The sequence below is a fragment of the Niallia sp. CD-39 genome (genome assembly GCF_059874745.1).
This window is the reverse complement of sequence record NZ_JCBCPS010000001.1, coordinates 1,011,128-1,024,564: the sequence shown is the minus strand read 5'-3', so window position 1 is coordinate 1,024,564 and position 13,437 is coordinate 1,011,128. Positions and strand designations below refer to the sequence as shown.

The 13,437-nt window shown below is 37.0% G+C and carries 14 protein-coding genes and 1 other annotated feature; all 14 genes read left to right on the top strand.

The genetic code is table 11. The features are described from left to right. Positions 1-32: 32 nt before the first annotated feature. Positions 33-560 (top strand): YqfB family membrane protein, encoded by a 528-nt coding sequence (locus AC6F34_RS05245; protein ID WP_500769648.1) that lies wholly within the window; start codon positions 33-35, stop codon positions 558-560. Positions 561-648: 88 nt separating this feature from the next. Next, positions 649-936, top strand: coding sequence for a sporulation protein YqfC (yqfC, locus tag AC6F34_RS05240; protein WP_500769646.1), 288 nt, complete (start codon positions 649-651; stop codon positions 934-936). Between the two features lie 32 nt (positions 937-968). Then, the gene (gene yqfD / locus AC6F34_RS05235; RefSeq protein ID WP_500769644.1) at positions 969-2,159 is read left to right on the top strand and encodes a sporulation protein YqfD; all 1,191 of its coding nucleotides are present in this window, start codon (positions 969-971) and stop codon (positions 2,157-2,159) included. A 2-nt stretch (positions 2,160-2,161) separates the two neighbouring features. Then, complete coding sequence (locus tag AC6F34_RS05230) at positions 2,162-3,124, top strand: PhoH family protein (protein ID WP_500769642.1); 963 nt, start codon at positions 2,162-2,164, stop codon at positions 3,122-3,124. A gap of 228 nt (positions 3,125-3,352) precedes the next feature. After that, positions 3,353-5,554 carry an HD family phosphohydrolase gene (locus AC6F34_RS05225; RefSeq protein WP_500769640.1) on the top strand — a complete coding sequence of 734 codons (2,202 nt, stop codon included), beginning with the start codon at positions 3,353-3,355 and terminating at the stop codon, positions 5,552-5,554. Continuing rightward, a complete protein-coding gene (gene ybeY / locus AC6F34_RS05220) occupies positions 5,551-6,021 on the top strand; it encodes an rRNA maturation RNase YbeY (protein WP_500769638.1) in 471 nt (156 codons plus the stop codon). The genes AC6F34_RS05225 and ybeY overlap by 4 nt, the downstream gene beginning before the upstream one ends. Further along, a complete protein-coding gene (locus AC6F34_RS05215) occupies positions 5,999-6,382 on the top strand; it encodes a diacylglycerol kinase family protein (protein WP_500769636.1) in 384 nt (127 codons plus the stop codon). Before ybeY ends, AC6F34_RS05215 begins: the two co-directional genes overlap by 23 nt. A 495-nt stretch (positions 6,383-6,877) precedes the next feature. Beyond that, positions 6,878-7,276 carry a cytidine deaminase gene (locus tag AC6F34_RS05210; protein ID WP_500769634.1) on the top strand — a complete coding sequence of 133 codons (399 nt, stop codon included), beginning with the start codon at positions 6,878-6,880 and terminating at the stop codon, positions 7,274-7,276. Then, positions 7,269-8,180: a GTPase Era gene (gene era / locus AC6F34_RS05205; protein WP_500769632.1), complete on the top strand. Its 912-nt coding sequence runs from the start codon at positions 7,269-7,271 to the stop codon at positions 8,178-8,180. The genes AC6F34_RS05210 and era overlap by 8 nt, the downstream gene beginning before the upstream one ends. A gap of 158 nt (positions 8,181-8,338) precedes the next feature. Continuing rightward, positions 8,339-8,482, top strand: a complete 144-nt coding sequence (locus AC6F34_RS05200; protein WP_500769630.1) for a YqzL family protein — start codon at positions 8,339-8,341, stop codon at positions 8,480-8,482. 30 nt (positions 8,483-8,512) lie between these two features. Next, complete coding sequence (gene recO / locus AC6F34_RS05195; protein WP_500769628.1) at positions 8,513-9,265, top strand: DNA repair protein RecO; 753 nt, start codon at positions 8,513-8,515, stop codon at positions 9,263-9,265. Between the two features lie 45 nt (positions 9,266-9,310). Beyond that, positions 9,311-9,484, top strand: a binding site (T-box leader). 90 nt (positions 9,485-9,574) lie between these two features. Continuing rightward, complete coding sequence (gene glyQ, locus AC6F34_RS05190; RefSeq protein ID WP_500769626.1) at positions 9,575-10,459, top strand: glycine--tRNA ligase subunit alpha; 885 nt, start codon at positions 9,575-9,577, stop codon at positions 10,457-10,459. After that, entirely contained in the window at positions 10,459-12,531 is a 2,073-nt protein-coding gene (glyS, locus tag AC6F34_RS05185) for a glycine--tRNA ligase subunit beta (protein ID WP_500769624.1), read from the top strand. Before glyQ ends, glyS begins: the two co-directional genes overlap by 1 nt. A 231-nt stretch (positions 12,532-12,762) precedes the next feature. After that, positions 12,763-13,428 carry a transcriptional regulator CcpN gene (gene ccpN, locus AC6F34_RS05180; protein ID WP_500769622.1) on the top strand — a complete coding sequence of 222 codons (666 nt, stop codon included), beginning with the start codon at positions 12,763-12,765 and terminating at the stop codon, positions 13,426-13,428. The last annotated feature ends 9 nt before the right edge of the window (positions 13,429-13,437 follow it).

The following is a 13,437-nucleotide window of genomic DNA, read 5'->3' as shown; positions in this document are numbered from 1 at the left end:
TACTAGCTTGTCGAGAAGGGAGGATTGATCCCTTGGAATTCTTATTTGAAAATCCAATTCTCTTGATCTTACTGATTGGTTTCCTCTCATCAATCTTTGGTGGAAAAGGAAAGAAGGAACAGCAAAAACAGCAGCAGCGGCAACAGCAACAGCAACAGCCAACTACTACGCATGCTGATGTTGAAGACTCTTATGGAGAGTATCCTCAAAAATCTTCGTCATCATATGAAGAAGCATTTGAACAGTATACTCGTTCAGAAGCGAAGGAAGAGTACAAAACTCAAGCTGAACCTATCGTGAATAATGCTCAGGAGCGGCTAGAGGAGCTGCGTAGGAAAAAGCTAGAGGCGCAAAAAAGGCTACAATCTATGCGCTCTAATACTAGAGACCACGAAATGAGTCTTCAAGCTTCTACTCCGATTAAGACGAATGATTTAACAAGAGTAGGTAAACAAAACCTCGTGGATGCGGTTGTTTGGTCTGAAATTCTTGGACCTCCGCGCTCGATGAAACCACATCGTTCTAGGTTAAAAGGAAATATTCATCGTCGAACGTATTAATGAACGATATTTACTTTCTTTACGGATAAAATATGTGCTAGAACCTCTTTTCATTTCATACATATGAGATGAAAGGGGGTTCTTTTTTATGGCAAAAAAATTGGGCCATTCCATTCGGAATTGGATGACGAAAAATATGGAACTTCCTCAAGATGTTGTGATGGACTTGCCACGAGTGACAATGATCGGTCATATTCATATTTATATCGAAAATCATCGCGGATTAATTGCTTTTTCAGACAAAGAAGTAAGGCTGCATTTAAAACAAGGGCAATTATTGATTAGAGGAAAGGCATTTGTCATTAAAACAATTCTTCCAGAGGAAATCATGTTGGAAGGAAAAATTGATGAAGTTGCATACATACATGATTCTTAATTTTTTTCATTTCAGAGGTGGTGGAGGTTGGTATGAAAAATAAATGGGTTGATTTTATAAAAGGAATTGTTGCTGTACGCGTCAATGGAACAGGCATTGAAAGACTAATCAATGCCTTAACGAATAATGGAATACATGTATGGAATGTCAAGAGCCATGGTACAAAGGCAATTACTTTTTATATGAGGCTGCCTGACGTATCAAAAATGCGTATTCTCGTAAGAAATTCTGGATGCAAAGTTGAATTTGTAAGAAGAAAAGGAATTCCTTTTTTACTCATACGGATGTTTAAAAACAGTGGTTTTATCGTTGGACTTGCACTGTTTTTATTGTCCATTGTCATTTTGTCCAATATGGTGTGGGGCATTGAAATCAAAGGAGCAGAGCCAGCAACAGAATATAAAATTGAAAAGGCTTTGAATGAAATGGGTGTGAAGAAAGGAAAACTGCAATTCTTTCTTGGCAATGTGGAACAAATCCAGCAGCAACTCTCCAATGAGATTGAAGAAATTACATGGGTTGGTGTTGAGTTGAAAGGGACAACCTACCATTTACAAGTAGTAGAAAAAAATCAGCCAGAGAAAGTCGCCGAAGACGTTCCTCGACATTTAGTCGCAAAGAAAAAAGCGATGATTACAAATATGTATGTTGAGGAAGGGAAAGCATTAGTTGGTATCAACGACTACGTACGTCCTGGCCAAGTCATTGTTTCAGGTGTATTGGGAACCGAAGACAAGCCTAAAATTGTTTCAGCTAAAGGAGAGGTCTGGGGAGAGACATGGTATAAATCAACAGTAACTGTGAGGTTAAAGGATTCGTTTCATGTTTTATCAGGAAATGAAAAGAGTAAACATTTTCTAAAGATAGGTAAGTTCACCATCCCCCTTTGGGGATTTGGTAAGGTCGACTATAAAGAGCATGTAATAGAAGAGGATGAAGGGAAAGCTAAGCTCTTAAATTGGACAATCCCAATCTCTTATCTAAAAAGAACTTATCGTGAAAAAGAAGTTGTTGAAAGAGAACAAACAGTGGAAGAAGCAATCGACTCAGCATTAGAAGATGCAAGAGCAGACTTGAAGTCTGCATACTTAGATGATGACGCAGAAATTAAAGGGGAAAATATTTTGCACCAATCCGTGGAGAATGGTAAAGTTACACTAACGGTACACTTCCAAATTATTGAGAATATTGCAGAAGAACAACCTATTATCCAAGGAGATTGAGAATGACAGAAGAATTAAGAACACTGAATGTTGAGCTTGAAAACACGAATGAAGCTGTTGCCTTGCTTGGCAATGGCGATCGCCATATTAAACTGATAGAAGAAACACTTTCTGTATCAATTGTGACAAGGGGACAAACAGTATTAGTCTCTGGTGAGCCAGATCATGTAAAACTCGTTGGTGACGTGGTACATGCACTCGTACAAATCATCAGAAAAGGGATTAATATTAGTGAACGAGATGTAATCTATGCGATGGAGATGGCAAGAAAGGGAACGCTCTCTCATTTTATAGACTTATACGAAATGGAAATAGCGAAAGATGTAAAGGGTAAAGCCATAAATGTGAAAACATTAGGGCAAAGACAATACATCTATGCGATGAAAAGAAATGACCTTGTATTTGGAATTGGGCCTGCGGGTACAGGAAAAACATTTCTTGCAGTTGTAATGGCTGTTACTGCTTTAAAGGCCGGGCAAGTAAAACGAATCATTTTAACAAGACCTGCAGTTGAAGCTGGAGAGAGTTTAGGATTCCTTCCTGGTGATTTAAAAGAGAAGGTAGATCCTTATTTAAGACCGTTATATGACTCATTAAACACGATATTAGGCGCTGAACATACTCAGAGACTAATTGAAAGAGGAACGATTGAAATTGCCCCACTAGCTTATATGAGGGGGCGTACATTAGATGATGCTTATGTCATTTTGGATGAAGCACAAAATACAACAACTGCCCAAATGAAAATGTTTTTAACACGATTAGGGTTTGGATCCAAAATGATCATCACTGGAGATCGAACTCAAGTGGATTTACCTAAAGGAAATCGATCAGGCTTAATTGCCGCTGAATCCATATTAAGCTCAGTTTCAGGCTTATCGTTTGTATATTTAGAACAAGCGGATGTTGTACGTCACCCACTTGTAGGCAAAATTATCTCAGCTTATGAAGCGAAAGACGAATAGAGGTTGAAAAGTGCTTTCTGTTTAGAATTAAACAGAAAGTTTTTTTCTATTATAGAAAATTTTAGATAATGGAATAATTTGCTATAAAATGGTGAAATAGGGTAATCTAGTAGTAGAAAAGATGTCATCAATTTTACATAATATAATGAAAGTTTGTGAAAAAGCTGTTATCATTTTACATAATTAAAGCAATCAGTTTGAGTGCGCAACAAGTAAGGAGGAAGTTCGTTGGAAAGGCTACAGAAAAACTTAGCTAAAGTCCGAAATTTATTAAATATAAATTTTTTCAAAGTATTATTATTTCTTCTACTTGGGTTTGTGATGTTTGCGCTAATGTTTACAAATGTAAAACAGGAAAAATTAAACATAAGCCAATTTACTGTTGCTGAGCAAACGATTCGGTCACCTATTACAATTGAGGATAAAGAAAACACGGAACGCAAAAAGCGCGAGGCAGAAAATGAAGTAAAGGACGTTTATGTTGTCAAAAAAGAAATTGCACAAAACCGAGTGGATCTCATTACATCGATTTTTGATGCTGCAATTGATGCTAAACGTGAATTAAACGAAGAGTGGGAAGAAAATAAAAAAGCTTTAGAAGGAATGTCTGATGGTGAAGAAAAGCCGACAATACCTGCTCCCACAAGTGAAGAGAAGCTTGCCCGTTTAAAACAAAACTTAACGGATGATGTATTAAAGGATGTACCTGAGAGTACGCTAATTGCTTTAGTACAAGCAAATGATAATGATTTAAGTTTCGCTAAAGATCAAACTGTTACAGTTATACATAGTGTAATGAGTTCAAGCATACCTGCTGATGAAGTTGAGAATGCAAAGAAGCGTTTAGAGGAAGAATTAAAATACCATAGCATGAATCAAAATTTAAAGGCAGCATCGATTGGACTAGGTCGCTATGCGGTTTATCAAAATGAATTTTATGATCCGCAGGCAACACAAGAACGACGACAACAAGCGATTGATCAAGTCGAGCCTGTGAAAATTTTGCAAGGGCAAATTATTGTAGAACAAAATCAATTTATCACTAGGGAATTGTATCGACAGCTCGGATTGGTCGGGCTATTGGATAATGATCAATCACGCTGGACGGATATCGTTCCGTTTATCGGGCTAGTCTTATTGATTATCCTTTCTCTATGTATGATTTATTCATATTTCCGTGATTTATCAACAAATAAAGTGACGAAACAAAACTATTTGCTCATCTTTAGCATCGTCTTTCTACTTTCGTTGCTGCTAATGAAGGGAATTAGTCTATTTCATGAAATGGATTATTCGCAAGTGGTTTACTTGTTCCCAGCAGCTGTAGGGGCAATGTTAATTAAGATTTTAATTGAGGAAAAACTTGCGATCTTTTTTACGATCGTTATGTCTTTATTATCGTCACTCATCTTTAATGACGCTGTAACAGGGATGTTTAATATAACAGCTCCTATCTATGTATTAATTAGTGGACTAGCAAGTATTTTGATTTTAAGCAAACAAAATCACCGCTCAAAAATTTTGCAAGCTGGTATGTTCGTTTCAATAGTCAATTTGTTCGTGATTTTTACCCTGCTTTTCTTACAAAACGGTCAATACAACATGGTTGAAACGATCTTTTATTGTGTTGCAGCCTTTGTATCTGGGATAACGTCTGCAGTTCTTACGATTGGGTTGCTTCCATTTTTCGAGAGTGGATTTGGCATACTATCTCCAATGAAGTTAATTGAACTATCGAATCCGAATCATCCGTTGCTTCGTAAAATCTTAACGGAAGCACCGGGAACCTATCATCATAGCGTAATGGTAGCAAACCTTTCTGACTCAGCATGTGAAGCGATTGGAGCTAATGGATTATTGGCTCGAGTGGGCTGTTATTATCATGATATTGGGAAAACGAAACGTCCGCAGTTTTTTATTGAAAACCAAATAAATATAGAAAATCCGCATGATCGCTTGCCTCCGCAAACTAGTAAAAATATTATTATTGCTCATGCAAGTGATGGTGCTGAGCTACTAAGGAAGCACAAAATGCCTAAAGAAATCGTTGACATAGCGGAACAGCATCATGGGACATCAATGCTTAAGTTTTTTTATCATAAAGCAGTTCAAAATGGGCTGGAAGTAAATGAGGAAGATTACCGCTACCCGGGACCAAAGCCCCAAACAAAAGAATCAGCAATTATTGGAATTGCTGATAGTGTGGAGGCGGCTGTGCGATCAATGACTCAACCGACGCCAGAACAAATTGAAGATCTTATTCGAAAAATTATTGCCGATAGACTTCAGGATGGACAGCTAATCGAATGTGATTTAACATTAAAAGAATTGGAGATTGTAGCTCAGTCCTTCAGTGAAACATTAAATGGCATTTTTCACTCTAGGATTGAATATCCTGAAATGAATAATCAGAAGGTGAAACAAGCATGAGTGTAAATATTGATTTTTTAGATGAAACAGGTGAAATGCAAGAAGAACTAATTCAACAGTTAGAAACTTTGCTTCACTTCGTTGCAGAAAGAGAAGGAATACCTTCTGACACAGAAGTTTCTATTACATTTGTTACAAATGATCAGATTCAACAAATAAACAAAGAGTATCGTGATAAAGATCGCCCAACAGATGTCATCTCGTTTGCAATGGAAGAAGAAGGTGAAGGTGAAATTGTGCCAATAGCAGAAGGCATGCCAAGAGTATTAGGAGATATTATCATTTCATTGCAAAAAGCACGAGAACAGGCTGAAGACTACGGTCACTCTTTTGAAAGAGAAATTGGTTTTTTGCTTATTCATGGTTTTCTACATTTATTAGGATATGACCATGAAACACAGGAAGAGGAAAAAGTGATGTTTTCAAAGCAAAAGGAACATTTAGATGCGTTCGGCTTACAAAGGTAAACGCAGTGCGCTGCTGCTATCGTTTAAGCACGCATTCATTGGGATTTTAGAAGCAACTAGAGAAGAAAGAAACATGAAAATCCATCTTGCTGTTACAGTTTTCATTGTAATTGCAAGCATGCTCCTGAACCTATCTTTAATCGAATGGATTTTTGTCATAATTGCCATCGGTGGTATGTTAGCGCTAGAGTTAGTGAACTCTGCAATTGAAAGGGTTGTCGATTTAACTACATCCGAAATCCACCCATTAGCTCGACAGGCGAAAGACATGGCAGCTGGAGCGGTATTTGTGTATGCTGTTACTGTTGCGATTATTGGATGTTTAGTGTTCATTCCAAAGATTATTGAATGGTTGAATTAACTGAAATCTAACAGAAAAAAGGATTAAGGATAATACTCAATCCGAGGTTGTAGACAAAGTCGGTTTCTGACTTTGTCTACATTTCTTTAAGAGGGATTTTTAATTATAAGAGAAACCCCCAGACTGTCCTGGAAACGCTTGTCAGCCTATTCATGCAGTCAAGTGAAGACTGGAATAGAACACACGGCTTATGAGGGGACCTTTGATGTCAAACAACAACATATGCATGCGTTTGTCGGGCAGTCTGAAGGATTGAGGAGAATACCTCAATCCTTTTTTATCGTCAGTTAAATTGAATGATCACTAATTATTTCTTATTTTATTTGAAACCGTTGCTATTATAGGATAAAATGACAAAACAAAGTTGAACATTCTGGGTTATTGACTGAAAATTCTAATATTTATATTACAATTTGACAACAACCCATGAAATTTACATGTAAATGATGTAAAATATAAGAAGGCAAATGCCTTTGTTGAAAGGAAGCGTTTGTTTTGAAAACAGAACAATTAATTCAAGAAGCAAAAGTAGCAAGAGAAAGAGCCTATGTTCCCTATTCTAAATTTAAAGTTGGAGCAGCGATTTTAACAAAAGACGGGCAAGTGATCCACGGATGTAATATTGAGAATGCAGCTTACAGTATGTGTAACTGTGCTGAAAGAACTGCGTTATTCAAAGCCTACGCAGATGGGATCACTGAGTTTGAAATGATGGCTGTAGTAGCAGATACTGCGCGACCATGCTCACCATGTGGTGCTTGCCGCCAAGTCATTAGTGAACTATGTCCAAAAGATATGAAAGTCATCTTAACAAATTTAAAAGGGGATATCCTGGAACAAACAGTTGAACAACTATTGCCAGGTGCATTTACACCGGAGGATTTAAATGAATAAAGAACAAGCATATAAATCTGGGTTTATCTCTATTATCGGCAGACCGAATGTAGGAAAGTCTACATTTTTAAACCGAGTAATCGGCCAAAAGATTGCGATTATGAGTGATAAGCCACAAACAACAAGAAATAAAGTTCAAGGTGTGTATACGATCGATGATGCACAAATGATATTTATTGATACGCCTGGTATCCATAAACCAAAGCATAAGCTTGGTGACTTTATGATGAAGGTTGCCCAAAACACGCTTAAAGAAGTAGATATCATCTTATTTATGGTTAATGCTGAAGAAGGATTCGGCAAAGGTGAGGAATTCATTATAGAGAAATTCCAAAACATTAATACGCCTATTTTTTTAGTTGTGAATAAGATTGACCAGATGCACCCAGATAAACTATTACCATTAATTGAATCTTACAAAGAGAAATATGCATTTAAAGAAATTATTCCAATCTCAGCTTTAGAAGGAAACAATGTAGACCAATTAATACAGCAAATAAAAGAATATATTCCAGAAGGGCCACAATATTATCCTGCAGATCAAGTAACAGATCATCCAGAAAGATTTATCGTTTCAGAGTTTATTCGAGAAAAAGCACTGCATTTAACTCGCGAGGAGATTCCACATTCATTAGCAGTTGTCATTGATAAAATGAGACGTGAAGAAGAGAAAGACATTATTCATGTGATGGCAACAATTATCGTTGAAAGAGACTCACAAAAAGGAATCGTGATTGGAAAACAAGGGAAGATGCTGAAAGAAATCGGGAAGAGAGCAAGGTTAGATATTGAAAATCTTCTTGGAACGAAAGTCTTTTTAGAGCTTTGGGTGAAAGTTCAAAAAGATTGGCGTAATAAAATGACACATATTCGTGACTTGGGATTTAGGGAAGATGAATATTAAGTAGTAAAACAATCTCCCTAATTAACGTATTATCGCTTTTCAATTTTATGCATGAATTAGATTAACAATATTTACGACTTATTATTTTTTGGAGACGGGCTATGATAATGTTATGAAAGAAATCAATTGCTAGGATAAACTGAAAGGTGGGTATCAATATGATTGAGTTTACCTGGAAGGTCTTTAAACAAACGGGTAATATTGACACATATCTTCTCTTGAAAGAATTGCAAAATGATAATCAAGATATACCCTTAAATCAAGATGAAGAACTAGCAGAAGTTGATTTTCCCATCTCATAGGAAGCCTCTATTTAGGGATGGTGGCTAAAAGTGCTGGATAAATGTGAAGGCATTGTCATTCGAACATCTAGTTATGGTGAAACCAATAAAATTGTAACGATCTATACACGTGAATGGGGAAAGGTTGGTGTTATGGCAAGAGGAGCGAAGAAGCCTAATAGTCGCTTCTCGGCTATAACTCAACCTTTTACATATGGGCATTTTTTAATACAACGTGGCAGTGGGCTAGGCTCACTGCAACAAGGTGAAATCATTCATTCATTACGATCTATTAAAGCAGATATTATGCTAACGGCATATGCAAGTTATATAGTGGAATTAGCTGATAAAAGCACAGATGAAAAAAAGCCGAACCCCTATTATTTTGAACTGCTTCATCAAGTGCTTCAATACATTGATGAAGGATATGACCCAGTAATCATGATGCATATTTTTGAAATGAAAACATTAAATTTACTTGGGTTAAATCCTGTGCTGGATCAATGTGTTTCATGTGGGCATACGGATGGACATTTTTCATTTTCGGTAAGAGAAGGTGGTTTTCTCTGTCATCGTTGTGTGCATCAAGACCCGTATCATATAAAGATTTCACCAAACACCGTTAAAATTTTGCGTATATTTTATTACTTTGACATTAATCGTTTAGGAACGATCTCAGTTAAAGAGACAACGAAAGCTGAGTTGAAAAAAGTAATCTCTACGTACTATGAAGAACATACTGGCTTACATTTGAAAGCAAAACGATTTCTCGATCAAATGGAGAATTTTAATCAGCTTCCATAAAGATTTGACTTTTTAACTCGTTTCCGCTATGATTTCAATAATTAAATAGCTGTGTTGAAGAAGAGGAGTACTTTATTTACCTTTTAATAGCGAACCTGGGGCGGTGGAAGCCAGGTAAAAGGCATGAAGGAAGGGCGCTTTCTGAGCAGAAACGTGAAAGAGGCTGTATGACTGTATACAGCAATTAGGGTGGAACCGCGGGTTACTCTCGTCCCTATGTCTTAACAAAGGCATAGGGACGAGAGTTTTTTGTTTCACTTCGTTTCAAAGTAAACATAGCAAATGGGTTTATTAAACCGGAGGTGTACAATGAATATTCAAAACATGATTTTAACATTACAAAAACATTGGTCCGATCAAGGGTGTATATTAATGCAAGCCTATGATGTGGAAAAAGGTGCAGGAACAATGAGTCCTTATACATTCTTACGTGCCATTGGACCAGAGCCTTGGAACGTAGCTTATGTTGAGCCATCAAGAAGACCGGCCGACGGACGTTATGGAGAGAACCCTAACCGACTTTATCAACATCATCAATTTCAAGTAATCATGAAACCAAGTCCTGACAATATTCAGGAGCTTTACTTAGAGTCATTAAAAGCACTAGGAATCAATCCGCTTGAACATGACATCCGCTTTGTAGAGGATAACTGGGAAAATCCTTCACTAGGCTGTGCGGGACTTGGTTGGGAAGTATGGTTAGATGGAATGGAAATTACTCAATTTACGTATTTTCAACAGGTTGGTGGCTTAGAATGTAAGCCTGTTTCAGTTGAAATTACTTATGGTATTGAACGCCTAGCTTCATACATTCAAGAGAAAGAAAATGTTTTTGATTTAGAGTGGACAGAAGGGTTTACGGTTCGGGATATTTTCATGCAACCTGAGTATGAGCATTCAAAATATACATTTGAAACTTCTGATCAAGAAATGTTATTCCAATTATTTGGAATTTATGAGAAAGAAGCGCATCGTCAAATGGAAGCGGGCCTTGTCCATCCCGCATACGACTACGTATTGAAGTGCTCACATGTTTTTAATTTATTAGATGCAAAAGGAGCTATTTCTGTAACAGAAAGAACTGGCTATATTGGTAGATGTAGAAATCTAGCACGAAAAGTTGCGAAAACATTCTACGAAGAAAGAGAAAAGTTAGGATTTCCGATCTTAAATATGAAGGAGGAATCAGAATAATGGCGACAAAAGATCTCCTTTTAGAAATTGGTTTAGAAGAATTACCAGCACGATTTGTGACAGACTCGATGAATCAATTAACGGATAAAGTAAAAGCTTGGTTACAGGAAAAGAATATTGCCTTTGGTGAAGTAAGTTCCTTTTCAACACCAAGAAGACTTGCAGTTTATGTGAAAGATGTAGAAGAGGCGCAGGCGGATCTCCATGATGAAGCAAAAGGTCCAGCGAAGAAAATCGCACTTGATGATAATGGTGAGTGGTCTAAAGCGGCACAGGGTTTTTGTAGAGGCCAAGGGGTATCTGTTGACGATATTTATTTTAAAGAAATCAATGGTATTGAATATGTTCATGTGAAGAAGTTTGTTAAAGGACAACAAACAATTTCCCAACTACCCGATCTTCAAGAAATCATCACATCACTGCATTTCCCTAAAAATATGCGTTGGGCTTCAAATGACTTGCGCTTTATTCGCCCAATTAAGTGGATCATTGCCATGTTTGGTGAGGAAATCATTCCAATTACGATTACAAATGTATCATCAAGAAATTGGACGATGGGTCATCGTTTCTTAGGAGGAAGAACGGAAATACAAGCACCTGCAGCTTATGAAAAAGCACTATTAGCAGGGCATGTTATTGCTGATCCAATCGAACGAAAAGCAGCGATTGTTACTCAAATAGAGCGCATCGCAGATGAAAATGATTGGGATATTCCAATTGATGAGGATTTATTAGAAGAAGTTACGCAATTAGTAGAGTATCCAACCGCTTTATTTGGTCGGTTTGAAGAGGAATTTTTGAGCATTCCTGAGCAAGTATTAATTACTTCAATGAAAGAGCACCAACGCTACTTCCCTGTAAAATCAAAAGACGGACAACTGCTTTCATATTTTGTAACAGTTCGAAACGGAAATCATCAACACCTTGAGAAGGTAGCTAAAGGTAATGAAAAAGTCTTGCGGGCAAGGCTTTCAGATGCAGCGTTCTTCTACCGTGAAGACCAAAAGACACCAATCGAAGCGTCGTTGAAGAAACTTGATTCGATTGTTTACCATGAAGAAATTGGAACGTTAGCTGAGAAAGTAAGTCGAGTAAGGCAAAGTGCTAATGAGCTTGCAAGAGAACTTGATTTCTCAAAAGCAGAGCAGGAGTTTATCGATCGCGCCGCGGAGATTAGCAAATTCGATCTTGTTACACATATGGTCTATGAATTCCCAGAATTGCAAGGTTTGATGGGAGAAAAATATGCACTTCAAAAAGGAGAAGCAAAGGATGTTGCGATAGCAATTAACGAGCATTACAAGCCTCGTAACGCCGAAGATACAACTGCGACAACAAAAATAGGTGCGGCGCTTTCAATTGCGGAGAAAATGGACACGATTGCTGCTTGCTTTGCGATTGGATTGATTCCTTCAGGTTCACAAGATCCTTATGCACTTAGAAGACAGGCGACAGGTATTGCACAAACATTACTTGATCACGGTTGGACGCTTTCTATTGAAAAACTTATCCAATCGTCATTAACAAAGCTAGAAGAAGGAAATGTTTTAAAAAGGGCATTTGCAGAAACTGAGCAAGAATTACAGACCTTTTTTAAACAAAGAATGAAATTTATATTACAAGAGAAAAACATTCGCTATGACATCATTGATGCAGTTCTTGCAAGTCCGTTCACATCAATTCCATCACTTGTCAGGAAAGCAAAAGTGTTAGATGGTAAAAAGAATGATGATGGTTTTAAAGAAAATATGGAAGCATTAAGTAGGGTACTAAATATTGCATCTAAAGCGGAAGATGAATTGCTTGTAGAAACATCTCTTTTTGAAAATGAATATGAACAACAATTATTTGAGGCATTTGAGGAAGTACAAAAAGGTATTGAAAATTCAAATGACGAATATGAGATGTACAGCCAGTTAATTTCGTTAAAAGATAGTATTGATCAATATTTCGACAATACGATGGTTATGGCTGAAGACGATAAAGTGAAAGCAAATCGCTTAAGGCAAATGGCCTCAATTGCAAAAGTAATTAAAAGCTTTGCTAATGTGAAGGAAATTCTAGTGAAGTAATTCATTGAATCCATGCAGCCAGAAGACTGTAAAGTAAAACCCCTTCTGGCTCTAATAAAAATGAGGGATTCTATTGGAGAAGGATTTATCCTGTGGGGATTTGACCATTCTATGAATAATGAATCAATGCTATGTCGATGTAAAGGTTAAAGTATATACTATTCAATAATGGTATGTCATAATTATCATATGGAAATGTAGCGGCAATGGATTACTAGCTAGAGATAAGAAATGAAGATACTTCACACGATTGTGAGTAAGGTGGTGAGGACGATCGAACTGAATAAACGGCAAGAAAAAATATTAGAAATAGTAAAAGAAAATGGTCCGATAACAGGTGAAAATATTGCCGAACAACTGAATTTAACAAGAGCGACACTAAGACCAGACCTAGCTATATTAACAATGGCAGGGTACTTAGATGCAAGGCCCCGAGTAGGTTATTTTTATAGCGGGAAAACAGGAGCGCAATTGTTAACGGAAAATATGAAAAAGCTGTATGTAAAAGACTATCAATCCATTCCTGTTGTAGTCAAAGAGAATGCCTCTGTTTATGACGCGATTGTAACGATGTTTTTAGAAGATGTAGGAACCTTATTTGTAGTGGATTCAAATTCAGTCCTAGTTGGAGTGCTTTCTCGAAAAGATTTACTACGTGCTAGTCTAGGAAAGCAAGAGTTGAGCGCTATCCCTGTTAATATTATTATGACGAGAATGCCCAATATTACAATGTGTAAAAAAGAGGATTTACTGATTGATGTTGCTCACAAGTTAATTGATAAGCAGATTGACGCTATTCCGATTGTTAAAGAAACTGATCACGGTTTCGAAGTAACTGGACGAATTACGAAAACGAACTTAACAAAAGCTTTTGTAGCACTTGCAGAAGATCATTAAAATATATGT

Excerpts from the sequence above, each read along its gene's own strand:
- glyS (WP_500769624.1), top strand. The coding sequence starts at position 10,459 with ATGGCGACAAAAGATCTCCTTTTAGAAATTGGTTTAGAAGAATTACCA.
- AC6F34_RS05200 (WP_500769630.1), top strand. The coding sequence starts at position 8,339 with ATGATTGAGTTTACCTGGAAGGTCTTTAAACAAACGGGTAATATTGAC.
- AC6F34_RS05215 (WP_500769636.1), top strand. The coding sequence starts at position 5,999 with ATGCGTTCGGCTTACAAAGGTAAACGCAGTGCGCTGCTGCTATCGTTT.
- yqfD (WP_500769644.1), top strand. The coding sequence starts at position 969 with ATGAAAAATAAATGGGTTGATTTTATAAAAGGAATTGTTGCTGTACGC.
- AC6F34_RS05230 (WP_500769642.1), top strand. The coding sequence starts at position 2,162 with ATGACAGAAGAATTAAGAACACTGAATGTTGAGCTTGAAAACACGAAT.
- ccpN (WP_500769622.1), top strand. The coding sequence starts at position 12,763 with ATGAAGATACTTCACACGATTGTGAGTAAGGTGGTGAGGACGATCGAA.
- ybeY (WP_500769638.1), top strand. The coding sequence starts at position 5,551 with ATGAGTGTAAATATTGATTTTTTAGATGAAACAGGTGAAATGCAAGAA.
- yqfC (WP_500769646.1), top strand. The coding sequence starts at position 649 with ATGGCAAAAAAATTGGGCCATTCCATTCGGAATTGGATGACGAAAAAT.
- glyQ (WP_500769626.1), top strand. The coding sequence starts at position 9,575 with ATGAATATTCAAAACATGATTTTAACATTACAAAAACATTGGTCCGAT.
- era (WP_500769632.1), top strand. The coding sequence starts at position 7,269 with ATGAATAAAGAACAAGCATATAAATCTGGGTTTATCTCTATTATCGGC.